Source organism: Pengzhenrongella phosphoraccumulans, from assembly GCF_045689905.1.
GTDB lineage: Bacteria > Actinomycetota > Actinomycetes > Actinomycetales > Cellulomonadaceae > Pengzhenrongella > Pengzhenrongella phosphoraccumulans.
The window spans coordinates 2,967,495-2,989,779 of record NZ_CP144210.1; the positions used below are offsets into that span (position 1 = coordinate 2,967,495).

The window sequence follows — 22,285 nt, forward strand, 5'->3', positions numbered from 1 at the left end:
CGGCCCGGGGGCGCGCAATCGTCAGACCACGGGTCCGGGCGGGACTACCGTGAGCGCCGTGAGCACCGTGCCGGTCGTCGAGGGCGGCCTGCCGGACGTCGGCGGCGGGCTGGTCGTCACCGACGCGCGGAGTCGGGCCGGCAGCTGGGTGCGAGGGCGACTCTGGGTCGCATTCAGCGCCGCGTGGCTCGTGGGACTGGCGTACCCGTTCGCCGAGGCCTGGGCCGCTCCGGCGAGCACCGCTCGCGTCGCATCGTTGGGGGCGGTCGTCGTCTTCGGCGCGGTGTACCTCTGGGCGCTCGGGGCCGCCCATGGGTGGGGCGGGCACCTTCCGCCCCGGCTTGCGTGGCGGTTCCTGACGGCGGAGCTCGCCCTCGTCGGTGTGATGACGCTGGCTGCACACGGGGCGGGGCTGGCCGGGCTGGTGTTCGTCGCGGTCACGGGGGTCTTCGTCCTGACGACCCGGCCCGCGCTCGCGCTGGTCGCAGTGGTCGCCGTCGTCGGTGAGGTTGTGCCCGTGCTCGTCCCGGGGTGGCACTCGCTCAACGGGCTCGCCGTGCAGTGCGCTCTGGCCGGGATGGCCATCTACGGGTACCGGCAGCTGGTCGCCCGCAACCGTGAGCTGGTCCGGGCCCGCCAGGAGCTCGCGGACGTGGCGGTGGCGCGCGAACGCGAACGCATGGCCCGGGACGTGCACGACATCCTGGGGCACTCGCTCACCGTGATCACCGTGAAGTCCGAGCTCGCCGGCAAGCTCCTGGCGGCGGGGGCGTTCGACCGCGCCACGGCCGAGATCGCCGACGTCGAGTCGCTCGCGCGCGCCGCGCTGGCTGACGTGCGCGCGACCGTCTCCGGGCTGCGCCAGGTCGGGCTCGCGAGCGAGCTGGCGTCGGCCCGTTCGGCGCTGCGCGCCGCCGGGATCGTCCCGACCCTGCCGAGCGCCACGGCCGAGGTCCCCGAACAGCTGCGCGAGCTGTTCGCGTGGACGGTGCGGGAGGGCACGACCAACGTGATCCGGCACTCCGGGGCCGGACGCTGCGAGATCACGCTGACCGCCCAGTCGGCCAGCGTGCGCGACGACGGGCGCGGTCCCGGCTGGAACGACGACCCCCTGGTCGGCAACGGGCTGATCGGGCTGCGCGAGCGGGCGGCCGCTCGCGGGGCACAGGTCGCCGTCGGCCCCGTGCCCGGCGGGGGCTACGAGCTGACCGTGTGCGTGGGGGAGCCCTCGTGACCCGGGTCATCCGGCTGCTGCTCGCCGACGACCAGGCCCTGGTGCGCGGGGCGCTCACCGCGCTGCTCGAGCTCGAGCCGGACCTCGAGGTCGTCGTCCAGGTGGGCCGCGGGGACGAGGTCGTCGCGGCCGCCGTCGCGCACCACCCGGACGTCGCACTGATCGACGTGGAGATGCCGGGGCTGGACGGGATCACCGCGACGCGTGACCTGCGGCGCGCGGTGCCGTCGTGCCGCGTGCTCGTCGTGACGACCTTCGGGCGGCCCGGCTACCTGCGCCGTGCGATGGAGGCGGGGGCCTCCGGCTTCCTCGTCAAGGACACCCCGGCCGCTGAGCTCGCCGATGCCGTCCGTCGGATCGCCGCGGGGTTGCGCGTCGTCGACCCCGCTCTGGCGGTCGAGTCGCTCATGGTCGGCGACAGCCCGCTCACCGAGCGCGAGCAGGACGTGCTGGTCGCCGCGGCCGACGGCGGCACCGTGTCCGACATCGCCCGGGACACGTGCCTCGGCGAGGGCACGGTGCGCAACTACCTGTCCGCGGCCATGGGGAAGACCGGCGCCCGCAATCGCGCGGACGCGGTCCGCATCGCCCAGCGCAACGGGTGGCTCCTCGGCGGGGGCGGCTGACCAGCCGCTACTGAGCCGCGACGAGCACCGCGGCGCGCGCGTCCCCGGTCGCGCCGAGGTGGGTCGGCAGGCTCATGGTGGCGAGCATGCGCACCATGCCGTCGCCGATGTGGTTCGCGACGACGATCTCGATGTGGTGCTCCTTCAGGAACCGGACCACACGGGCGTGGTGCGAGCCCGGGGTGCCCTCGTCGTGCAGCGTGCTCCACGAGACCTCGAACTCGCGCCAGGCCTTGATCTCTCCCTCGATGACATCGGCCACGGCGATCCGGTCAGCCTTCCCCCAGCGGGGGTCGACCTGGCCGTCGGTCGTCACTGGTACGCACAGGATCATGGTGGGGAAGAGCCTCTCGTCGTGGCTCCGACAGCGCGAATCGCGTCGGGGCGCCATGGCACGCCTCCAGTGTCCGCCCGTTCTCGCGTCCGGCGGTTCCCCGCCGCAGCCCGGTTAGGCTTGCCCCGTGGGAATCGCCGGAGGGATGCTCGGCGCCGCAGGTGTCAGACGGCTCACCCGGCAGGTTCTCGGCAAGCTTCCCAGCACGCAGGTGGGCATGCGCGCGACGGACGCCGGGCTGGACGAGGCCGTCGTCCAGGGCGCGCTCGAGCTCGCGCTCCGCCTCGGTGAGGCGATGCTGGCGCTGGGCGCGTCGGCCGCCGACGTCACCTCGGCCATCCACCGCACGGCCCGCGCGTTCGGGCTGCTCGGGTGCCAGGCCGACGTCACCTTCACCTCGATCACCATCTCGTACGACCGCGGGCCCGGGACGTTCCCGATCACGCTCATGCGGGTCGCCCGCATCGGGGGGCTCGACTACGGCCGGCTCGGACGGGTCATGCAGGTCAGCCGGGACATCGGTGCCGAGCGGATCCCCATCGACGAGGCCCTCGGCCGGCTCAAGTCGCTGCACGCCACGCTCGACGACATCGTCTCGGCGCCGCACCCGTACGGCCGCTGGGTCGTCACCGTCGTCCTCGCGGTGCTCGCCGCCGCGGTCGCCATCCTGCTTGGCGGGGGGCTCGGTGTCGCTGTCTTGGCCGGGGCGACGACGGCGCTCGTCGACCGGGTGATCTGGGCCCTCGACCGGTGGGGGCTGCCGCCGTTCTTCCTGCAGGGCATCGGTGCCGCGATCGCGACGCTCGTCGCGGTCGCGCTGTACGCCATCGTCCCGCACCTGTCGGTCGATCTGCTCGCCTTCCCGCCGTCGCTCGTCGTCGCCTCGGGCATCGTCGTGCTGCTGGCCGGGACCTCGCTCGTCGGCGCGGCCGAGGACGCAATCAGCGGCTTCCCCGTGACGGCCGGCGGGCGGACGTTCGAGGTGGTCGTGCTCACCCTCGGGATCGTCGTCGGCGTCGGTGGCGTGCTCGACGTCGCGCGGCGTGCCGGGGTCGAGCTCGTTATGAGCGTCGCCCCGGTCAACTCGACCTCGTTCGCCATGCAGGTCGGTGCGTCGGCCGTGATCGCGGGGGCCTGGAGCATCGCGTCCTACGCCCGGCCGCGCGCGGCGGGCATCGCGGCGCTCGCCGGCGGGCTGGCCTGGGCGGTCTACTACGTGGTGCGCGAGGTCGGCGTCGGACCGGCCGTGGCGAGCGCGACCGCGGCGCTCGTGATCGGCTTCCTGGCCGAGTGGATCGGCCCACGCCTGCACGTGCCGCCGATCGTGATCTCCGTCAGTGGCATCGTGCCGCTGCTGCCCGGCATGGCCATCTACCGCGCGCTGTTCCAGCTCGTCAACGAACCCACGTCGGCCCTCGGGCCCGGTGCGGTGGACATGCTCGGCGCCGCGATGATCGGCCTCGGTCTCGCCGCCGGGGTGACCCTCGGCGAGTTCCTCGCCGCTCCGCTGCGTCGCGGCACCCGGCAGCGCGCCCACGTCCCGGGGGTGTTCCTGCGGCGCGCGCACCGGCCGCACCGCGCGGCGACCGCCGCCGAGGCAGATGTTCGTGCGACGACCGCCGCCGAGGCCGGCGCTGTGGCTGCGGTCGTGGTGGCCGAGGCCGCTGCCGGGCTCGACGTGCGCGCCCGGGAGGCGTCGGCCGGGCAGGTCGCCGTGCCGGGATTGTCCGACGGTGACCTGACCAGGGCGGCGTCGTCGTGAACCCGCGGGCGCACCTCACCGAGCGGTTCGCCGACCTCACGCGAGCAGGCCTGGCACCCGAGGCTGGCACGCTGGAGAAACCCGGTCGAGCGGACCCGACTCAGGACGGGGCAGGCTCTTCTTCCACCGGGACGGTGCCGTCCCACGCCCGCGGGCTGTGGTCCGGGCGGGCGCGCTCGTAGTCGCTGGCGAGCAGCGGCGAGGAGATGATCAGGTCGGCCGTGGCAACGTTGCAGGCCATCGGCACGTTCCAGACCGTGGCGATGCGCAGCAACGCCTTCACGTCGGGGTCGTGCGGCTGCGGCTCCAGCGGGTCCCAGAAGAAGATCAGCATGTCGATAGTGCCCTCGGCGATCCGGGCACCGATCTGCTGGTCACCGCCGATCGGCCCCGACAGGAAGCGCGTGACCGGCAGCCCGAGCTCGTACTCGATCATCGTGCCGGTGGTGCCGGTCGCGTACAGCTCGTGGTCGCTCAGGGTGCCGCGGTTGAACTCGGCCCAGCGCAGCAGCTCGACCTTCTTGTTGTCGTGGGCCACGAGGGCGATGTGTCGACGGGTGGTGATCATGGGGACCCTCCGTAGGCGGCAGCTACCTCCCCATTGAATCAACTCGCGGTGCAATCGACCCGTAGCGAAACGGGTCAGGCGGTGGGGGTGTGGTCGCGCCAGGAGTGCGCCGGGGAGAAGCCCAGCAGCGCACGCGCGGCGTCGATCGCGAGCAGGGTCTCGAACCCGGTGACCTCGCGGGTCAGCGGGACGCCGGGGAAGACCTCGGCGAGCAGGTCCGCCGACGGGCGGTCCATGATCGTGTCGGCCGCGGCGATGATGACGTTGTGCGAGCCGGTCACGTCGGCCTCGAGCGCGAGCCGGAACGCCGTCGCGGCGTCGCGCACGTCGATATAGCCCCACAGGTTCCAGCGGCGCAGGGTCGCATCGTGCTGGAACGACGGGACCTGGGCGTAGTCCTCGACCCGGAAGATGTTCGACAGCCGCAGCCCGACGAAGGGGATACCTGACCACGCGGAGATGTGCTCGGCCAGCTGCTCGCTGATGACCTTCGACAGCGCATAGGTCGACGTCGGCAGCGGGAAGTGGGCCTCGTCGACGGGCGCGTACCGCGGCGGGACGTCGAACGGCAGCCCGAGCGTCGTCTCGCTCGAGGCCCACACGACGCGCTGGAGAACGAGCCGCTGCGCCGCCAGGAACACGTTCGAGTTCATGGTCGCGTTCTGCGTGAAGGTCTCGGGCGCGGTCGCGCGGCCGGGTGCGGGGATGTTCGCGACGTGCACGACGGCGTCCGCCCCCGCCAGCACCTCGATCGCCTGCCCGTAGTCGGTGAGGTCCGCGCGGACCATCTCGACGCCGAGCGTGCCGTCGCCCCCGGCGGGCCCGACGAGGTCGGACGCGGTGACGTCGTACCCGTGTGCGAGCAGGTCGGCCACGATGGCCCGCCCCGCCTTACCAAAAGCCCCGGTCACGGCAACGGTCGTCACGATTCCCCCAAGCAGGTTCGAGACCATCGCCAAGAACGCAGGACGCCCGGCGTCGACGCCGGTGGCCCGCTTCCCAAGGGATGGTGGAGCGGGAGTCGGTCCCCGCCTGGCCCGACGGTACCCGCCGCCGCCCTCCACCAGCGACGCCGTCCCGAAGGCGGAGGGGGAGCGGGGCCGGGCGATCGGTGGCTCAGCGGGTCAGGACCGTGAAGCCTCCCGCCCGGACCTGGACCGAGATCGTGGCCCCGGTCGCGTGCAGCGTCCGGCGCAGCACCCCGGAGGCGTCGTACGACCGCACGACGACGTCGCCGTCGCCGGGCAGCGCGATCGTGGCCGTCTCGGTCCGCATCCCGGCGTTCTGCACCAGCGCGGTGCCGCCGTCGGGCCCGTCGAGCACGAGGTGCGACACGCGCGGCTTGAGCAGCAGCGAGTCGACGTGCGCGGGGGTGGTCGCCCTGCCCCGCACCGACACGCTCAACGCAGTGGCGCCGGCCGGGAGCTCGTGCTCCAGGCTCACGGGCGTCAGGGCGCCGGGCGCCTCGGTGACGCCCTGGGCGCCGCCGTCGCCGGAATCCACGCGACCGAGCGCGAGCCGACCGGTCGACCAGTCGAGCCGGGCCGCGCCGCGCGTGTCGGCGAGATCGACGACTGCCTGGACGGTCCGCGGCTGGTCGGACGCGGTCAGCGTCCAGTCGGCGCGGGTGCTGGTGGCGAGCTCGAGGTAGCTCCCACCGCTCCAGAGCGACTCCCCGGTCCACGCCGACGCGGCCGGGGCGACGATCGCGCCGGTCAGCGTCGCGGCCTCGGCCTCGACCACCTGGACGCCGTCGAGGTCGACCAGCGAGGTCGCGGCCTGAGCCGTCGCGGCGGCGTCCGGGTGGGCATCGAGCGCGAGCATCGACAGCAGCCCGTGGATCGTGGACTCGGCGCCGGAGTTCTGGTTCACGACGCCGTCGGCATTGAGCCCGTCGAAGGTGCGCCCGGTGGCCGGGTCGTACATCGGCGCATCGGCGCGGTTGGCCCCGAAGTACCAGGACGCGGCGATCCCCGCGAGCTGCGACAGCCCGGGGCGGTCGGTCACGTCGGACACCGCGAGCAGCGACTGCACGCGCGAGTCGACGCCGTAGGCGATCTGCGTCGTGTCCGACGGCGACGGCATCCACCCGTTGATCGGGCCGGTCGCGGTGAGCAGGTACGGCGTGAAGGCGGCGGTGTCCTCGACCGCCGCACGCAGCAGGTCCGGCCGGTCGACGGCGGCGGACGCGCGCGCCAGGGCGGCGGGCATCTGGGCGCCCCAGGCGTGCCACATCGACTGCGAGTGGGTCCACGGCAGGATCGCGCCGTACGGCCAGGTGGTCGAGTCGCCGCTGGACATCGCGGCGATCCCCTCGGCGTATCGCGCGACGGCGGTGCCGGCACGTGCCGTGAGCTCCGAGGCCGGGGCGGCTTCGACGAACGCGGACAGCCCGAGCACGGCCTCCGCGGTGGCGTCCGCGCCGTCCACGATCAGCCAGCCGGGCACCCGGGCGCCGTCGGCGACGTCCCAGGTCCCGTACTGGCTCAGCGACTGGCGCTCGAGCGCGCCCAGGGCGAGGTCGAGCCGGTCGCCGAGGAACGCGGCGAACTCCGGGTCGTCGTCGGCGAAGGCGGCGTAGCCCTCACCGAGCGCCCAGACGGAGCGCGCCAGCCAGTAGGACTCCGCGGAGCTGCTCGGGCTGGGCAGCTCGACCGGGGTGGGGTTGAGGTTGATCGAACCGTCCGGCTGCATCCACAGCGCCACGTTGCCGGCGTCGGCCCCGGTGGCGGACTGCATGTAGGTCACGGCGCGCAGCAGCTGGTAGGCCGCGTCGCGGCTGTGCGAGTCGCCGTCGAGCTGCCAGTGGCGCAGGTAGACCACGGCCGCGCGGGCCAGGTCGTCGGTGTTGTAGGCGCCCTGGGCCCAGGTGTCGGTCGCCACGTCGTGGGGTCCGCCCCCGACGCGCTCGTACACCCCGCCGTCGCGGCGGTCGGCGTAGGTCCACAGCACGCCGAGGTCCGGCTGCTGCTGGAGCTGGTAGGTCGTGTGGTCGGCCAGCGTCGGCGGGGTGACGGTGTCACCGAGGAAGTCCAGGTGGGCCAGGTTGGTCAGCTGCTCGGCCGCTGGCGCCGGTGGAACGGGTGGCGGGGGAGAAGCGTTCGCGGACGTGGCGAGCGAGGCGCTCACCGCCACGGCGAGCCCGAGGGCGGTGAGGGTGCGGAGGGTCGTGCCTGTCGGTGCGGTCATCGTTGACCTTCTGGTGGGCGTGCGCGACGTGGGACCCGCCAGGCGTGGCGGATCCTCACCTGTCCGGAACGAAAAGGTGCGGGGGAACTGCGGGGATGTGTCGGGGGCGGGTGGGGTGGCCGAGCGGTCAGGGCGCGTAGGCGACGGCGACCGTTCCGGTGGCCGAGATCTCGAACGGCCCGTCCGAGTCGGGGATGAACGCGGACTCACCGGGCTGCAGCACGAGCCGCTCGGTGCCTCGGCTCAACGTGCAGTGCCCGGCGCAGCAGACGGCGATCCGGGCGCCCGCCGCGGGCGGAGCGAGGTTCACCTTGGTGCCGAAATCGCCGGGCGTGGGGGGCAGGTACGCCCACAGCGCGAAGTCCTGGATCGGTGGCGCGTAGACCGATGCGCCGCCGGTCGCCGTCGGCTCCAGGCGCTCGGGGCCACCGGGCGCGAAGACCACCAGCCGCAGCAGCTCCGGGATGTCGACGTGCTTCGCCGTCAGGCCCGCGCGCAGCACGTTGTCCGACGTCGCCATGAGCTCCAGGCCGAGGCCCCCGATGTAGGAGTGGACCATGCCCGCGCCGATGTAGACGGACTCGCCGGGCTCCACCTTCACGTAGTGCAAGAACAGGGCCGCCACGATCCCGACGTCCTGCGGGAAGTTCTCGGCCAGCTCGCCCACGAAGCGGTACTCCGGCCGATCCTCCCGGCGCGCCCGAGCGCTCGTCACGACGGCGTGGATCAGGTCCTGCTGCGCCGGACGCGCCATCGTGAGGAGCTCGGTCAAGGAGGACTTCAGCGCGCCTTCCGGGGTGATGGCGGCGTCGTCGGCCCTGCCCAGCCGGGCGAGGATCGGCGCGAGCTCGGGGACCTGAAGTTCCCCGAGCAGCACCCGGATGGCGTCCGTCGACCGGAACCCGCACATCATCTCGAACGGGGTCAGCGCGTAGAGCATCTCGGGCTTGTGGGCACGATCGCGGTAGTTGCGCCTCGGGTCGCCAAGGGGGATCCCGGCGGCGTCCTCGCGCTCGTAGCCCTCTTCCGCCTGCTCGCGGGTCGGGTGGACCTGGAGCGAGAGCGGCTGGCCGGCGGCGAGGAACTTCAGCATGAACGGGAGGTGACCCTCGGCCGTGGTGGCGGTCCGGGCGCCGAGCACCGTGTCCGGCGCCCCGTCGACGAAGACGTCGAGCCCGACCTCCCGGCCGTCGACCTCGATCGACGACGGCAGTGCCTCGTGCGCGCCCATCCAGATCTCGGCGACCGGTCGGCCGTCCGGGCGCTGGTGCAGCAGGGCGGGCAGCAGGTCGACAGATCCCCAGGCGTAACGCAGCCACGGGTTCGTGAGCAGGTACACGGTCGGTTCTCCTTCGTGAGCACGAATCGGGCTGAGGGGTCTCAGGGCAGGACTACACCTGGCGGTCCAGGCGCGCCACGCCGATCTTGCTGTCGGCCATGCCGTAGAACACGTACCGCACGCCGTCGATCTCCTCGATCGCGGTCGGGAAGACGACGTTCGGCACGATCCCGGCGGTCTCGTCGGCCGTCTCCGGCGCCAGGATGGGCTCGCTCGTGCGTGCCAGCACCTTCGACGGGTCGTCGGCGTCGAGGATCATCGCGCCGGCGGCGTAGTTGACGCCCGCCTGCTGGTCGACGCCCTTGACGAGCATGCCGCGCACGCCGTGATGGATGAGGAGCCAGCCCTCCGGGACCCGGATGGGGGCCGGCCCGGGGCCGATCTTGAGCTCCTCGAACGCGAATTCGGGCATGGCGACGAGCGTGCTGGAGTGCTGGTTGACGAGGTTGCCGAGGTCGGCCAGGACGTCCGCCACCGGGACGTACGAGATCCAGATCCCGGGCCGGTCGTCGGTGACGCCGGCCGGGAGGTGGACGCCCTCACCGTCGCGGACCCAGCCGAGGTCCCACATGGGGCGGTGCAGCATCGCGAACGAGGGGACGCCGTCGGGCCCGGGCACGGGCTCCGGGAAGAACACGACGTCCTTGTTCGGGAACAGGTTGAGGTCGAGGTCGAGCTCGCTCTGGTAGACGAAGTGCAGCGGCCCGAGCCGGCGCCACTCGCGCAGGTTCTCGGACACCGCCAGCGCGGGCCGCGGCCCGAGCGGGCCGTAGGCGACGTAGGACATGATGTGCAGCCCGAGCGCGGCGACGTAGGTCACCCGGGGGTCCTCGGTCCCGGCCGAGCTCGTGCCGCGCTCCCAGCCGGCGTCGGGCGCGAGGACGACGCCCTCGCGCACGACCGAGACGGGCACCCCGTCGTCGAGCACGATCTTGGCGAGCCCGACCCGCGAGACGTTGCCGGCCGAGACGAGCCGCGGCAGGAGGTACAGCTCGCCGTCGGGCGTGTGCCCGGTCGCGGGGTTCAGCACTCCCTCGGCCTCGAGCTCGTTGCCGGGTTCGGGCGCCATGATCACGCCCAGGCGCGTCAAGGTGTACGGGACGAGGATGTCAGTGCGCATGGGATTCAGCCCTTTACTCCGGTGGAGGCGTCCGTGGCGGTGAAGTGCCGCTGGAACACGATGAACAGCACGACCGCCGGGACGGCGAGCACGGTGGATCCGGCGAGGATGGCGCCGAACGGGTTCTCATGGAACGCCGCGCCGGTCTGCGTGAAGTTGGCGACGGCGACCGCAAGGGGTTGCAGCTCCTGCTGCTTGGTGATGAGGAACGGCCAGAGGAACTCGTTCCACGGACCGATGAACGTCACGAGCGCGGCCGTGAGGATGGCGGGGCGGACGAGCGGGACGGCGATCGACCGCAGGATGCGGAACTCCCCGGCACCGTCGATCCGGGCGGCGTCGAACATCTCCCGCGGGACCTGCAGGAAGAACTGCCGGAAGATCAGCACCGCGACCGAGTTGATCGCGAACGGCAGGATCATGCCCAGGTACGAGTCGCCCAGCCCGAACCCGCGCACGAGCAGCACGTACAGCGGCACCATGAGGAGCTGGAACGGCACCGCCTGCAGCAGGATGACGACGGCGAACAGCAGGCCGCGTCCCCGAAAGCTCAGGGTCGCGAGCGCGTACCCGGCCAGGACGCCGAAGAACAGCGTGCAGAGCACGACGGCGCCCGTGAAGATCCCCGAGTTGAGCAGGGACCGGCCGAGGTTGATCGACGCGTTGATGTCGGTGAAGTTGCTGAGGGTGAGGTTCGACGGCCACGGGATGGCGCCGAGGATCGTCGGGTCCCGCTTCTCCTGCAGCGCGCCGACGATCATGTAGTAGAAGGGGAACAGGAAGCCGACCGCACCGATCGTGAGCAGCGTCATCGGCAGGATCCGGCGGATGAGCGCGGGTCGCGCTCCGGTCGGGCGCGGTTCGGTGCTGGTGGTGGTGCTGGCCATGATCAGTCCCTCTCCGTGAGCTTGCGGCTGGCGTAGGTGACCAGCAGCACGCCGATCACCAGGAGCACGCCGATCGCCGAGGCGACGTCCGGGTTCCCCTGCTGGATCCCCTGCTGGTACAGCAGGAAGACGGGCGTGGTCGAGGCGCCGTTCGGGCCGCCGCCACCGGTGAGCAGGTAGGGCTCGGTGAAGAGGTTCGCGCCGGTGATGATGGCGAGCAGGACGACCAGGGTGGTCGCGGGCCGCACGGCCGGGATCGTGACGGCGCGATAGGACTGCCAGCGGGTGGCGCCGTCCATGGCCGCCGCCTCGTTGAGCTCCTTGGGGACGTTCTGCAGCGCCGCGAGGAACAGCAGGATGAAGAACCCGAGCTGCTTCCACGTGACGTACAGGGCGATCGAGGGCATCGCCCACCCCTTGTTGACGAGCCACGCCGGGTCCGGGGCGAGCGGCCCGAGGACCTGGTTGACGATGCCGCCGGAGTTGAACATGAACATCCACACGGTCACCATCGCGACGCTCGCCGCGATGTACGGGACGTAGTAGGCCACGCGCAGGAACCCGCGCCAGTGGATCGCGCTGTTCAGTGCGGTGGCGAGCGCGAGCGAGAGCACGAGCGTGAGCGGCACGTTGATCACCAGGAACACGGCGACGTGCGCGAACGAGGCGCGGACGTCCGGGTCCGACAGGACCGTGACGTAGTTCTCGAGCCCGACGAACGGCTTCGGGACGTCCACGCCGGGAGCGGTGAAGTAGAAGTCGTGGAACGACATCCAGATCCCGAGCCCGAGCGGGTACACGAAGACCGCCGCGACGAACAGCGCGTAGGGGGCCGAGAGCAGCAGGCCCATGGGGTTCCGGCCGAGCGCGCGCTCCAGACGTGAGCGGCGCCGCCCGCCGGGCGCCCGGCCCGCAGCGACAGTGCGTTGCGGGCCCGGCGCCCGGACTTGCGTTCCGGCGGTCATGAGGTCGCCGGCCTACTTCTTCGCGACGAGCGCGTCGATGTCCGACGCCGCCTTCTTCAGCGAGGGCGCGATCTCGTCCTCACCGAAGATGACCGAGCTGGTCCAGGCGTCCCGGAAGGTCTGCCACACCTCGACCGAGTTCGAGACGTTCGGGACGTCGACGGTCCGGCTCGCCTGGTCGGCGAAGGTCGTGTAGTCCGGGTTGGCCGTGAAGTACTCGGGGTACGCGGTGGTGAGGTCGGCGCGCAGCGGCATCTGCCCGGTCGTCTCGAGCAGCGTGCCGTCCTGCTCCGTGCTCGTGGAGAACTTGAGGAACTCCCAGGCGGTGCCGGTGTTCTCGCAGGAGCTGTACATGGCGACGTTCTTCGAGTCCGCGAAGGTGTACGTCTCGTCCGTCGGGGTACCGGTCGACGTCGGGACCGGGACGACGCCCCAGTCGAGGTCGCCGTAGGACTCGACGGCCCACGGTCCCGCGCTCGCGATCGCGGTGATGCCGTCGGCGAACGCGTCACCGGTGTAGGGCTCGTTGCCGGCCAGCTTCTCGTCGTAGATGGTCCGCCAGAAGTCGGCGACCGCCGTGCCCTCCTTGCTGGAGAACGTCGAGGCGCCGTCCGCCACGAGGAGCGAGCCCGCCGACTCGGCCGCGTACAGCGGGTAGAAGTCGAACCAGGACTGGTAGAACTCCGACGCGGGGGACGGGTTGATCGCGTACTGCGCCGCACCGGAGCTCACGATGGTCCGCGCGGTGGCGAGGAACTCGTCGTACGTGGCCAGCGGCGGGTTCTCCGGGTCGATCCCGGCCTTCGCCATGATCGCCTTGTTGTAGAAGAACATCACCGGGTTGCTCTTCCACGGCATCTGGTAGTAGTCGCCGTCGGCGGACTTGTACTGCGACGCGGCCTCGCCGGTGCGGGCCTCGATGTACTCGGCCCCGTCCGGGAACGTGGACAGGTCCACGAGCCCGCCCTGCTTCTGGAACTGCGGCACGGCCACCGGGGCCGTGTTGTAGACCAGGCACGGGGTGTTGCCTGCGGTGATCGCGGCGCCGATGACCTCTTCGGACGAACGGCCGGCGGGGATCTCCTGGCCGGTGACCTGCTCGTCGGCGTGGTCGGCGTTCCAGGCCTTGACGGCCTGCTCGCCCCACGCGACCTCGTTGGGGTTGTTCGAGTACCAGATCTTGATCGGGCCGGTCGCTGCGGTGGCGTCACCGGCCTTCGGGGTGGCGGTTCCGCCGCCACAGGCGGCGAGCATGCCTGCCGCGGCGAGCGTGGCGGTCAGGACGAGGAATGGTCGCTTCATTGCGCACCTTCTTGAGAGGTCAAACGTGGAGATCGAACGCGCTGGCGGCCTCGGCGGCGAGCGGCGCGATGGTGCCGTCGGGTCAGCCGCCACCCCCCAGGCAGGGGGCCGTGGACTTGCGCAGGACGAGCTCGGCGGGGGGGAGCGTCCGCTCGGCGGGCTTGACGCCGGTCTGCACGAGCTGCAGGAGCACCTCGGCCGCGCTGCGGCCCCACAGGGAGGAGTCGGACCGGATCGTGGTGAGCGGCGGGTTGACGTGCGAGGCCAGCTCGGCGTCGTCGAACCCGATGATCGACAGGTCCTCGGGGATGCGCACCCCCGCCTGCCGGGCAGCCACCATGCCCGCGATCGCCATCGAGTCGTTCGCGTAGATGATCGCGGTGGGCTGCTGGTGCCGGGGGAGGGCGAGGAGCTCCCGGACGGCGCGTGCCCCGCTCGATGCGGAGAAGTCGGCCTCGAGGCACACGTGCGGTGCCAGGCCGTGGGCGTCGAGCGCGGCCCGCCACGCGAGGCGGCGCCGGGTGCTGTGCAGGTAGATCTCGGGGCCGCCGACGTAGGCGATGCGGTGGTGACCGAGCGCGACGAGATGGTCGACGGCGTCCCGGGTGCCCTGCTCGTCGTCGAGCGTGACGGCAGGGAACGCGGAGGCCTCATCGGTCTGGTTGAGCGTCACCGCCGGCAGACCGAGGCCCGCGAGGAACTCGAGCCGCGAGTCGTGGTGGCGCACGTCCGTGAGCACGACGCCGTCCACCCGGCCCTGGGTCTGCAGCTTGCGGTACGCGTCCTGCTCGGCGGCGGGGTCGGCCACGAAGCGGAGCAGCAGCGACTGGTCGGCGTCGGCCAGCGCGGACTCGACACCGGCGATGAAGGGGGCGAAGAACGCGTCCGACCCGAGCGTGCGGGAGGACCTGGCGAAGACCAGGCCGAGGGCGTACGCCCGCGAGGTCGACAGCGACCTTGCCTGATGGCTCGGGGTCCAGCCCAGCTCGGCGGCGGCGGCCAGCACCCGGTCGCGCGTCGTGGCGGCCACGTTGTGGCGCCCGTTCATCACGAACGAGACGGTCGCCTTGGACGTGCCGGCGAGAGTGGCCACGTCATTGATCGTGGGTCGCGGAGATTTCCGCGAAATGGGCTCGAGAATTTCTGGCATCGCCTATGTCCTTAGCGAGGTCGTCGGCGTTCGAGAAATGTCCCCGAGCGCCGTTGCTGACTTCAGTAGACGCCCCGAGGTTCCGTTCTGTCAAACCGGTTTAGTTGGGAAATTGGAACAACTCGCGGAGTAAGGTCCGAAGTGACCGAGGGGACGCCCGAGGTCGATCTGTCCCGCCTTGTCCTAGGTTCGGGACTCTCCCTGCGGCTCCGCGGCGCGGCTGTTCACCGGCGAACGACGCAGGCCCCGAGCGAAGGCAGACCGATGGAACAGCTCACCCTCGGAGTGGTCTCGCGGTTCCGGAAAGCGGACGAGCGGCGCCTGCCCATCCACCCCGCGCACCTGGACCGGATCGCCCCTGACCTGCGGGATCGGATCTATCTCGAGCGCGGTTACGGCGAGACGTTCGGCGTGCCCGACGAGCAGATCGCCCCTCGGGTCGCGGGTCTGCTGTCGCGTTCTGAGCTCATCGCCCGGTGCGACGTCGTCGTGCTGGCCAAGCCGTTGCTGGAGGACGTCGCCGAGCTGCACGAGGGCCAGACGCTGTGGGGCTGGCCCCACTGCGTGCAGGACGCGCCCCTCACCCAGCTCGCCATCGACAAACGGCTCAACCTGATCGCCTTCGAGGCCATGAACTACTGGACCGACGACGGCTCGTTCAACCTGCACGTGTTCCACAAGAACAACGAGATGGCGGGCTACTGCTCGGTGCTGCACGCCCTGTCGACCGTCGGGACGACGGGGGACTACGGGCGCCGGCTCCGCGCTGTCGTGATCGGGTTCGGAGCCACCGCGCGTGGAGCGGTCACGGCGCTGAACGCGCACGGCGTGCACGACGTCGACGTCCTCACTCATCGCGGGGTCACGGCGGTCGCTGCCCCGATCCACTCGGCGCGGATCGTGCACTTCGAGCGGGACGCGTCTCGGCCCGGACGCGCGATCGCGCTCACGGCCGCGGGCGCCGTGCCGGTGAGCGCGTTCCTCGCCGAGCACGACATCGTCGTCAACTGCGTGCTCCAGGACACCGATGCGCCGCTGGTCTTCCTCGACACGGCCGACCTGGGCGCGTTCGCCCCCGGCAGCCTGATCATCGACGTCTCGTGCGACGTGGCCATGGGCTTCAGCTGGGCGCAGCCGACGACGTTCGTGGAGCCGACTGTCGACCTCGGTCACCACGTGCACTACTACGCCGTGGACCACAGTCCGTCGTACCTGTGGGACTCGGCCACCTGGGAGATCAGCGAGGCGATCCTGCCGTTCCTGCGCCCCGTCCTGGCGGGACCCGCGGCATGGCAGGCCGACGAGACGATCCGGCGCGCGCTCGAGATCCAGGGCGGCAGGATCCACAACCCGCACATCCTGTCGTTCCAGCACCGCTCGCCCGAGTACCCGCACCTGCAGGTCCGGCCCGTGAGTGGTCTGGTCTAGCCGGGGTTGGTCCCCAGGTGGGCGAGCACGGCGTGGACGTGCTCGTGCACGCTCGGCGTGCTCAGGTCGAGCTCGGCGGAGATCTCCCGGTCCGTGCGGCCGGCAGTGATCAGCGCAAGCACCCGCCGCTCGTCTCTCGTCAGGGTCGTGCCGTGGGGAGCGCCGCGCTCGCGGACCAGACGAGCCCGCGCGCTCACGAGGTTCTCGGGGTCGATCACGGGACGGCCGGCAGCGACGGCTCGGATGCTCGCCACGAGGTCGAGGTTCCGGATGTCCTTGAGCAGGTAGCCCGCCGCACCGGCCAGGATGGTCGCGCGGACGGCGTCGTCGTCGTCGTACGACGTGAGCAGGAGCGCGCGGATCGCGGGCTCGAGCGACCGCACCCGACGGCAGACCTCGATGCCCGAGCCGTCGGGGAGCCGCGCGTCCAGGATCGCGACGTCCGGTCGCAGCGCGGGCATCCGTGCGACCGCCTCGGCCGCGGTGCCGGCCTCGCCGACGAGCACGAGATCGTCGGCCCGCTCGACGAGCTGGCGCAGACCCGTGCGCACGACCTCCTGGTCGTCCACGATGAAGACCCGCACGGGGCTCCTCGGGAGATTCATCTGACCGATGCTGGCGGGGCGCCCGCGAACGGCGACAGAGTCGAAGGTCACCACCGGACGGGCCCGGTGACCCTATGCTCCGAGAATGGAGCCCAGCACGCCCCAGCTCTTCCCGGTCACCGAGTCTGCTGCCACCGAGTCTGCTGCCACCGAGTCTGCTGCCACCGAGTCTGCTGCCACCGAGTCTGCTGCCACCGAGTCTGCTGCCGGACCCGGACCGCTGGCCGACGGGCGCCTGCGTCCCCTCATGGACGCCATCGTCTCGGTTTCCTCTGAGCTCGACATCGCCACCGTGCTCGAGCGGCTCGTCACGGCGGCGTGCGGGCTCACCGGCGCCCGCTACGGCGCGATGGGAGTCCTCGACGGGGAGGGCGGTGCCATTTCCGGCGCGCTGCGCGAGTTCGTCAGCGTCGGTGTCGACCCGCCGACCGAACGGGCGATCGGCGCGCTGCCCAAGGGACGGGGCCTCCTCGGGCACCTCATCGACGTCCCCCGCGCGCTGCGGCTGCCGGACCTCACGGCGCACCCGGCCTTCGTCGGCTTCCCCGCGCACCATCCACCGATGCGGAGCTTTCTCGGGCTGCCGGTGCGCGCATCGAGCGGTGTCTACGCCAACCTCTACCTCACGGACAAGCTCGGACCGGACGGCGAGGTCGTGGACTTCACGCGGGCGGACGAGGAGATCGTCATGGCCGTGGCGACCGCGGCGGGGGTGGCGATCGACCACGCGCGCACCTATCGCCTCGCCCGCCAGCACGAGCGGTGGCTCGAAGCAGCCGCGGCGTGCACGTCCGCGCTCACCGGGGACCTCCCGCTCGCGCAGGCGGCCGAGGAGGTCCTCAGCCGGGTGCGCGACGCCGCCGGAGCGGTGGGTGGTGGGCTCAACACGCACGCGGCCGACCTGCCCGACGGCGCGGGTGCCGCCCTGCGCGGGACGCGCCCCGTCATGTTCCCGGTGGCCGACGGCGCCGAGGCGTCGGTGACCGGTGGCGCGTGGCTCCTCGCGATCCCGTTGCGCAGCGGGGACCGTTGGGTCGGGGGGCTGCTGCTCGGCTGGCCGCGGGACACCGGGCAGACGAGCCCGCCCGTCGAGCTGGCGATGGTGGCGGGCTTCGCCGACAAGATCGCCCTCGCGCTCGACGTCGAGGCGGCGCAGGCCGACCGCGCACGGCTGGCGGTCCTGGAGGAGCGCGAGCGGATCGCCCGGGACCTGCACGACATGGTCATCCAGCGCCTGTTCGCGATCGGACTGTCCGTGCAGGCCACGGCGCAGGACGCGGTGAGCGACGACGTCGCCCATCGGCTCGACAGCGCCGTCGACGAGCTCGACGAGACGATCAAGGACATCCGCGCCACGATCTTCCGGCTCGGCGCGCGTCCGAGCTCGGACGGATTCGGGTTTCGGCACCAGATCGACGGCGAGGTGGTGCACGCCCGCGCGCACCTGGGCTTCCTGCCCCGGCTGCGGACCGACGGCGTGACGGCGGTCGTCCCGCGCGACATCGGGGAGGACGCCGTCGCCGTGGTCCGGGAGGCGTTGGCCAACACGGCGCGGCACGCGCGGGCGCGGTCCGCGATCGTGCGGGTGAGCGTCGGCGAGGAGCTCGTCCTCGAGATCCAGGACGACGGCATCGGTCTGCCCGACGGCGCGACCCGGCGCAGCGGTCTGGCCAACCTCGAGGCGCGGGCCACGCGCCTGGGTGGTTCGTTGCGGCTCGATCCCGCCCCGCTCGGGGGGACCGTGCTGACCTGGCGGGTACCGCTCGGAGTCGGGGAACCGGCAGCCCCAGCCGAGTGACGCGTCAGCTGCACCACCCTGTGCGGGATCTTCGTCTGGGACGTTTGTCCCTGTTCGCACCCCCGGGGGTGGGCAGTTTACTGGGCACATGATCGCAACCGCCGCAATGAAGCGCGGACGGGCGTCTCCGCGTGTCGTGACCGGAGCGCCCCCGCCGCAGCGCGTGCGTACTCGCGCCCGCAAGGTGGTCGTCGCGCTCCTGGACGGCGGTGCCGACGACGCCCGGGTGGTCGATGCCGCCCTCGCCGCCTGCGTGGCTCGCGGGCGCGGGCTTCGCCTGGTGCACCTGTACGGATCGGTGGACGAGGCGCCCACCCCCTGGGTCGGCGCGGGCGCGAAGGAGTACGGGCACGGAGCGCTGGCCGTGGCGCACCTGGTCCCGGGGGTCGAGGCGAGCGTGCTCAGCCTCCCGTGGGGGCAGAGCGCCCAGCTGCGGCCCGAGCTGGCACACGCGGAGATCCTGGTGTCGTCGCGGGACGTGGCGCGCCAGGTCGTCGCGGCCAACCGGCCGCCGTCGGCCGCGGTCCTGCTGTGCCGGCTCGTGACCGTGGGGGGAGATGGAGACGCTGGGGGCGCCAGGGGCGCCAGGGGCGCCCGGGACGCTGGGGGCGCCCGGGACGCCGGTGCCGGCAGCGACGGGCTGCGGCTCGGCTACCGGCTCGCCCTGCAGCACGAGCTCGACCGGTCCGGCGCGCGCGACGACGGGGCGACCACGCCCGCCGAGCTCGACATGGCCTGGCGGGTCGGCGTCGCCTGCCCCGAGCTGTCGGCCGAGGCGGTCCGCGCGTGGCACACGTGCTCCGCCTGGCCCCCGCGCAGCGTGCGGTCGCCCAGCCGGTAGGTCGCCCAGCCGGTAGGTCGTCTAGCGGCTGGATCTAGCGGCTGGATCTAGCGGCGGGTTGGGCCGCCGGTGTGCCACCAGCCCCCGCGGCGGGCGTCGACCGCCAGGCCGGCCAGGCCCACGGCCACCGTGCCGAACACCGCCTGCAGCGCGCTCGGGCCGACGAACGGGATCTGCACGACGAGCTCGACGGCCAGCGTGCCGCTCGCGACCAGCACCGCCGCCGGGGCGAGCGGTGCCCGCCGCCACGCCAGCCACGCGGCCGCCGCCGACGGGACGGCGACCGTGGCGAACAGCCAGACGCCCGGCAGGGCCCAGCTCGACAGCCCGAGCGGCTCCAGGTCCGCGACCGGTGGGGTGGAGGTGCCGGTGAGCAACTGCGCCGCCCCGGCGACGCCGCCCAGCGCGACGAGCGCCTCGGCGCCGACGAGGATCGCCCGGTGGGGATAGGGGCGATCGGTCGGACCCGGTCGGGACGCGGTGCGGATCTCCTGCAGGGCGGGGGAGCTGAGCATGCTCGAGCCTAGGACGGGCAGGGAGCGTCCGCGAGCCGCTCGCGCGGTGGCGTTGCACCTGAGAGCGTGGTGCTGAGAACTGCCCTCAAGGAGGTAAGCCATGAAGATCCTGGTTGCTGCTGCCAGCAAGCACGGCGGCACCGCGGAGATCGCCGAGGCCATCGCCCGCCACCTGACCGAGGCGGGGCACCAGGTCGAGGTCCGGGAACCCGAGCAGGTACGCGCGCTCGACGGGGTCGAGGCCGTGGTCCTGGGGAGCGCGGTCTACGCGGGGCACTGGCTCAAGGAGGCGCGCGAGTTCTCCACGCGGCTCGGGCCTGACCTGGCGACGCGTCCCGTCTGGCTGTTCTCGTCCGGACCCATCGGAGACCCGCCGTCGCCCGCGGAGGAGTCGGTCGACGTCGCGGCGGCGCTCGCGGCGACGGGCGCGAAGGACCACCGCACGTTCGCCGGCCGGATCGACAAGGAGCGGCTCTCGTTCGGCGAGCGTGCGATCGTGCGTGCCCTGCATGCCGCGGTCGGGGACTTCCGGGACTGGGACGCGATCGCCGACTGGACCCGGAGCATCGAGACGAAGCTCTGGACGACCGATACGCGCTGATGTGCGGGCCGACTGAACTGGCCTCTGACCTGGCATCTGATCTCGCCGTCTGACCTCTATGACCCCGCCGAGCGGCCGCGCCGATCGGCGTGTTCCACCTCGCGCGCAGGATGCATCGCGCTGAGCGGAGGGTGGGGGACGTTCGTCCCGGTTACCCGCTGCTCCGGAGGAGTTTTCTGGAAGAGGCGAAGGGGCCGGTGATCTGGCATGTTCCAAGTACGCATCCACGGGCGGGGCGGACAGGGTGTGGTCACTGCTGCCGAACTGCTCTCGGTGGCCGCATTCCGCGCAGGCAAGCACGCGCAGGCGTTCCCGAGCTTCGGCTCGGAGCGCACGGGTGCTCCGGTCGTGTCCTTCTGTCGGATCGCCGACACCCCCATCCGATCGCACGAGCCGGTCGCGTCACCGGACGCGCTGATCATCCAGGACGTCTCCCTGCTCGGGCAGGTGGACGTGCTCGACGGTCTGGCTCCCGGCGGGTACCTGCTGCTCAACACCCTGCGCACACCGCAGGAGCTGGGCCTGGGGTCCGCAGCGGCGGCCCTGCCCCCTGGCCACCTCGTGACCGTCCACGCCTCCGAGCTCGCGATGGAGCACGTCGGTCGGCCCGTCCCGAACGTGCCGCTCCTGGGCGCGTTCGCCGCCCTGACCGGGTTGATCTCGCTGGAGAGCGTGATCGTGGCCCTGGAAGAACGTTTCGCCGGACCGCTCGCCCGGTCCAACTCGGCGGCCGCCGAGGCCGCATATGAGCTCGTCATCAAGGAGGCGGCGCATGCTGCAGCAGGTTGAGGGTTCGAAGGCCGTCGCGGTCGCCATCGCCGCATGCCGGCCCCAGGTGATCTGCGCCTACCCGATCTCTCCCCAGACGCACATCGTCGAAGAGCTCAGCCGCATGGTGAAGACCGGTGAGCTCACCGGGTGCGAGTACGTCAACGTGGAGTCGGAGTTCGCCGCGATGTCCGGGGTCATCGGCGCCAGCGCGGTCGGCGCGCGGGCGTACACCGCGACCGCGAGCCAGGGCCTGCTCTACATGGTCGAGGCGGTCTTCAACGCGTCGGGCATGGGGCTGCCGATCGTGATGACCGTGGCCAACCGCGCGATCGGCGCGCCCATCAACATCTGGAACGACCACGGCGACTCGATGTCGCAGCGCGACTCGGGCTGGATCCAGCTGTTCGCGACCAGCAACCAGGAGGCCGCGGACCTGCACGTCCAGGCGTTCAAGATCGCCGAGGAGCTCTCGGTGCCGGTGATGGTCTGCATGGACGGCTTCGTCCTGACCCACGCCACCGAGCGGGTCGACGTGATCGAGCAGGAGGCGGTGGACGCGTTCCTGCCGCCCTACTCACCCCGTCAGGTCCTCGACCCGGACGACCCGGTGTCGATCGGCTCGATGGTCGGGCCCGAGGCGTTCACCGAGGTCCGCTATCTCGCGCACATGCGCCAGCTCGAGGCGCTCGAGGTCATCCCGCGGGTCGCGGCCGAGTTCGCGGCGCAGTTCGGCCGGGACTCCGGCGGGCTCGTCCGGCCGTACCGGACCGAGGGTGCCGAGACGATCGTCGTGGCGCTGGGTTCGGTGTTCGGCACGCTGCAGGACGTGATCGACGGCGAGCGCGCCCAGGGCGTGAGCGTCGGGCTGCTGGGCGTGACGAGCTTCCGGCCGTTCCCGTACGAGGCGGTGCACGCCGCGCTCGCGGGTGCGAGCCGCGTCGTCGTGATCGAACGGGCGCTGGCCGTCGGAGCCGGCGGGATCGTGGCCGGCGACGTCCGGATCGCGCTCACGGGTACGGGGATCGGCCAGCGGACCGTGATCGCGGGCCTGGGCGGTCGCCCCATCACCACGACATCGCTGCGCGAGATGCTCCGCCGCGCGGTGCGCGACGAGCTGCCGGCCCTGACGTTCCTCGACCTCGACACGACAGTCGTCGAACGCGAGCTGAAACGGCTCCACCCCGCCGTCGGCGCTCCCACCATCGACGCCCTCGCCGACGTCGTGCCCCAGATCTAAGGAAGGTGCGGAC

Annotated in this window: 21 protein-coding genes; 9 read left to right on the forward strand and 12 right to left on the reverse strand. The window is 72.1% G+C overall.

All coding sequences use genetic code 11. From position 1 onward, the window contains the following. Positions 1–58 precede the first annotated feature (58 nt). Together VTA80_RS13705 and VTA80_RS13710 are read left to right on the forward strand one after the other, a co-directional pair. Positions 59–1,234: a sensor histidine kinase gene (locus tag VTA80_RS13705; RefSeq protein ID WP_407341651.1), complete on the forward strand. Its 1,176-nt coding sequence runs from the start codon at positions 59–61 to the stop codon at positions 1,232–1,234. Then, on the forward strand, positions 1,231–1,860 hold the full coding sequence (locus tag VTA80_RS13710) for a response regulator transcription factor (protein ID WP_407341652.1): 630 nt from the start codon (positions 1,231–1,233) through the stop codon (positions 1,858–1,860). Before VTA80_RS13705 ends, VTA80_RS13710 begins: the two co-directional genes overlap by 4 nt. A 7-nt stretch (positions 1,861–1,867) precedes the next feature. Here VTA80_RS13710 and VTA80_RS13715 read toward each other — a convergent pair whose 3' ends face one another. After that, the gene (locus VTA80_RS13715) at positions 1,868–2,176 is read right to left on the reverse strand and encodes a NifB/NifX family molybdenum-iron cluster-binding protein (RefSeq protein ID WP_407341653.1); all 309 of its coding nucleotides are present in this window, start codon (positions 2,174–2,176) and stop codon (positions 1,868–1,870) included. A gap of 145 nt (positions 2,177–2,321) precedes the next feature. Here VTA80_RS13715 and VTA80_RS13720 point away from each other — a divergent pair, with 145 nt between their 5' ends. Next, a complete protein-coding gene (locus VTA80_RS13720) occupies positions 2,322–3,956 on the forward strand; it encodes a threonine/serine exporter ThrE family protein (RefSeq protein WP_407341654.1) in 1,635 nt (544 codons plus the stop codon). A 100-nt stretch (positions 3,957–4,056) separates the two neighbouring features. Here the strand turns inward: VTA80_RS13720 and VTA80_RS13725 are convergent, their stop codons facing one another. From VTA80_RS13725 to VTA80_RS13765, 9 genes are all read right to left on the reverse strand, one after another. Continuing rightward, entirely contained in the window at positions 4,057–4,524 is a 468-nt protein-coding gene (locus VTA80_RS13725) for a methylglyoxal synthase (protein ID WP_407341655.1), read from the reverse strand. Between the two features lie 74 nt (positions 4,525–4,598). Beyond that, positions 4,599–5,450: an NAD-dependent epimerase/dehydratase family protein gene (locus tag VTA80_RS13730; RefSeq protein ID WP_407341656.1), complete on the reverse strand. Its 852-nt coding sequence runs from the start codon at positions 5,448–5,450 to the stop codon at positions 4,599–4,601. Positions 5,451–5,640: 190 nt separating this feature from the next. Further along, entirely contained in the window at positions 5,641–7,713 is a 2,073-nt protein-coding gene (locus VTA80_RS13735) for a hypothetical protein (protein WP_407341657.1), read from the reverse strand. Between the two features lie 127 nt (positions 7,714–7,840). Further along, positions 7,841–9,052, reverse strand: a complete 1,212-nt coding sequence (gene manA / locus VTA80_RS13740; RefSeq protein ID WP_407341658.1) for a mannose-6-phosphate isomerase, class I — start codon at positions 9,050–9,052, stop codon at positions 7,841–7,843. Positions 9,053–9,104: 52 nt separating this feature from the next. Beyond that, positions 9,105–10,172, reverse strand: coding sequence for a glycosidase (locus VTA80_RS13745; RefSeq protein ID WP_407341659.1), 1,068 nt, complete (start codon positions 10,170–10,172; stop codon positions 9,105–9,107). A 5-nt stretch (positions 10,173–10,177) separates the two neighbouring features. Next, positions 10,178–11,059, reverse strand: a complete 882-nt coding sequence (locus VTA80_RS13750) for a carbohydrate ABC transporter permease (RefSeq protein ID WP_407341660.1) — start codon at positions 11,057–11,059, stop codon at positions 10,178–10,180. Positions 11,060–11,061: 2 nt separating this feature from the next. Continuing rightward, entirely contained in the window at positions 11,062–12,024 is a 963-nt protein-coding gene (locus VTA80_RS13755; protein WP_407341661.1) for a carbohydrate ABC transporter permease, read from the reverse strand. A gap of 12 nt (positions 12,025–12,036) precedes the next feature. Continuing rightward, entirely contained in the window at positions 12,037–13,326 is a 1,290-nt protein-coding gene (locus VTA80_RS13760; RefSeq protein WP_407341662.1) for an extracellular solute-binding protein, read from the reverse strand. A gap of 82 nt (positions 13,327–13,408) precedes the next feature. Then, a complete protein-coding gene (locus tag VTA80_RS13765; protein WP_407341663.1) occupies positions 13,409–14,419 on the reverse strand; it encodes a LacI family DNA-binding transcriptional regulator in 1,011 nt (336 codons plus the stop codon). Between the two features lie 321 nt (positions 14,420–14,740). Here VTA80_RS13765 and VTA80_RS13770 point away from each other — a divergent pair, with 321 nt between their 5' ends. After that, positions 14,741–15,904: a N(5)-(carboxyethyl)ornithine synthase gene (locus VTA80_RS13770; protein WP_407341664.1), complete on the forward strand. Its 1,164-nt coding sequence runs from the start codon at positions 14,741–14,743 to the stop codon at positions 15,902–15,904. Here VTA80_RS13770 and VTA80_RS13775 read toward each other — a convergent pair. Continuing rightward, on the reverse strand, positions 15,901–16,509 hold the full coding sequence (locus VTA80_RS13775) for a response regulator (protein WP_407341665.1): 609 nt from the start codon (positions 16,507–16,509) through the stop codon (positions 15,901–15,903). The genes VTA80_RS13770 and VTA80_RS13775 overlap by 4 nt on opposite strands. A gap of 85 nt (positions 16,510–16,594) precedes the next feature. Here VTA80_RS13775 and VTA80_RS13780 point away from each other — a divergent pair, with 85 nt between their 5' ends. Both VTA80_RS13780 and VTA80_RS13785 read left to right on the forward strand, forming a co-directional pair. Further along, positions 16,595–18,307, forward strand: a complete 1,713-nt coding sequence (locus tag VTA80_RS13780) for a GAF domain-containing sensor histidine kinase (RefSeq protein ID WP_407341666.1) — start codon at positions 16,595–16,597, stop codon at positions 18,305–18,307. 136 nt (positions 18,308–18,443) lie between these two features. Further along, a complete protein-coding gene (locus tag VTA80_RS13785) occupies positions 18,444–19,148 on the forward strand; it encodes a hypothetical protein (protein ID WP_407341667.1) in 705 nt (234 codons plus the stop codon). Positions 19,149–19,195: 47 nt separating this feature from the next. On the opposite strand, the gene VTA80_RS13790 is transcribed toward VTA80_RS13785, so the two are convergent. After that, positions 19,196–19,663, reverse strand: a complete 468-nt coding sequence (locus tag VTA80_RS13790) for a hypothetical protein (protein WP_407341668.1) — start codon at positions 19,661–19,663, stop codon at positions 19,196–19,198. 100 nt (positions 19,664–19,763) lie between these two features. On the opposite strand from VTA80_RS13790, the gene VTA80_RS13795 reads away from it, so the two are divergent. The 3 genes from VTA80_RS13795 to VTA80_RS13805 all read left to right on the forward strand — a co-directional run bounded on the left by VTA80_RS13795 (position 19,764) and on the right by VTA80_RS13805 (position 22,272). Beyond that, positions 19,764–20,264: a flavodoxin domain-containing protein gene (locus tag VTA80_RS13795; RefSeq protein WP_407341669.1), complete on the forward strand. Its 501-nt coding sequence runs from the start codon at positions 19,764–19,766 to the stop codon at positions 20,262–20,264. Positions 20,265–20,471: 207 nt separating this feature from the next. After that, a complete protein-coding gene (locus tag VTA80_RS13800; protein ID WP_407341670.1) occupies positions 20,472–21,053 on the forward strand; it encodes a 2-oxoacid:acceptor oxidoreductase family protein in 582 nt (193 codons plus the stop codon). Beyond that, positions 21,037–22,272 carry a hypothetical protein gene (locus VTA80_RS13805; protein WP_407341671.1) on the forward strand — a complete coding sequence of 412 codons (1,236 nt, stop codon included), beginning with the start codon at positions 21,037–21,039 and terminating at the stop codon, positions 22,270–22,272. Before VTA80_RS13800 ends, VTA80_RS13805 begins: the two co-directional genes overlap by 17 nt. Positions 22,273–22,285: the final 13 nt, after the last annotated feature.

Excerpts from the sequence above, each read along its gene's own strand:
- VTA80_RS13725 (WP_407341655.1), bottom strand. The coding sequence starts at position 4,524 with ATGATCACCACCCGTCGACACATCGCCCTCGTGGCCCACGACAACAAG.
- VTA80_RS13735 (WP_407341657.1), bottom strand. The coding sequence starts at position 7,713 with ATGACCGCACCGACAGGCACGACCCTCCGCACCCTCACCGCCCTCGGG.
- VTA80_RS13745 (WP_407341659.1), bottom strand. The coding sequence starts at position 10,172 with ATGCGCACTGACATCCTCGTCCCGTACACCTTGACGCGCCTGGGCGTG.
- VTA80_RS13750 (WP_407341660.1), bottom strand. The coding sequence starts at position 11,059 with ATGGCCAGCACCACCACCAGCACCGAACCGCGCCCGACCGGAGCGCGA.
- VTA80_RS13755 (WP_407341661.1), bottom strand. The coding sequence starts at position 12,024 with ATGACCGCCGGAACGCAAGTCCGGGCGCCGGGCCCGCAACGCACTGTC.
- VTA80_RS13760 (WP_407341662.1), bottom strand. The coding sequence starts at position 13,326 with ATGAAGCGACCATTCCTCGTCCTGACCGCCACGCTCGCCGCGGCAGGC.
- VTA80_RS13770 (WP_407341664.1), top strand. The coding sequence starts at position 14,741 with ATGGAACAGCTCACCCTCGGAGTGGTCTCGCGGTTCCGGAAAGCGGAC.
- VTA80_RS13775 (WP_407341665.1), bottom strand. The coding sequence starts at position 16,509 with ATGAATCTCCCGAGGAGCCCCGTGCGGGTCTTCATCGTGGACGACCAG.
- VTA80_RS13780 (WP_407341666.1), top strand. The coding sequence starts at position 16,595 with ATGGAGCCCAGCACGCCCCAGCTCTTCCCGGTCACCGAGTCTGCTGCC.
- VTA80_RS13790 (WP_407341668.1), bottom strand. The coding sequence starts at position 19,663 with ATGCTCAGCTCCCCCGCCCTGCAGGAGATCCGCACCGCGTCCCGACCG.
- VTA80_RS13795 (WP_407341669.1), top strand. The coding sequence starts at position 19,764 with ATGAAGATCCTGGTTGCTGCTGCCAGCAAGCACGGCGGCACCGCGGAG.
- VTA80_RS13800 (WP_407341670.1), top strand. The coding sequence starts at position 20,472 with ATGTTCCAAGTACGCATCCACGGGCGGGGCGGACAGGGTGTGGTCACT.
- VTA80_RS13805 (WP_407341671.1), top strand. The coding sequence starts at position 21,037 with ATGCTGCAGCAGGTTGAGGGTTCGAAGGCCGTCGCGGTCGCCATCGCC.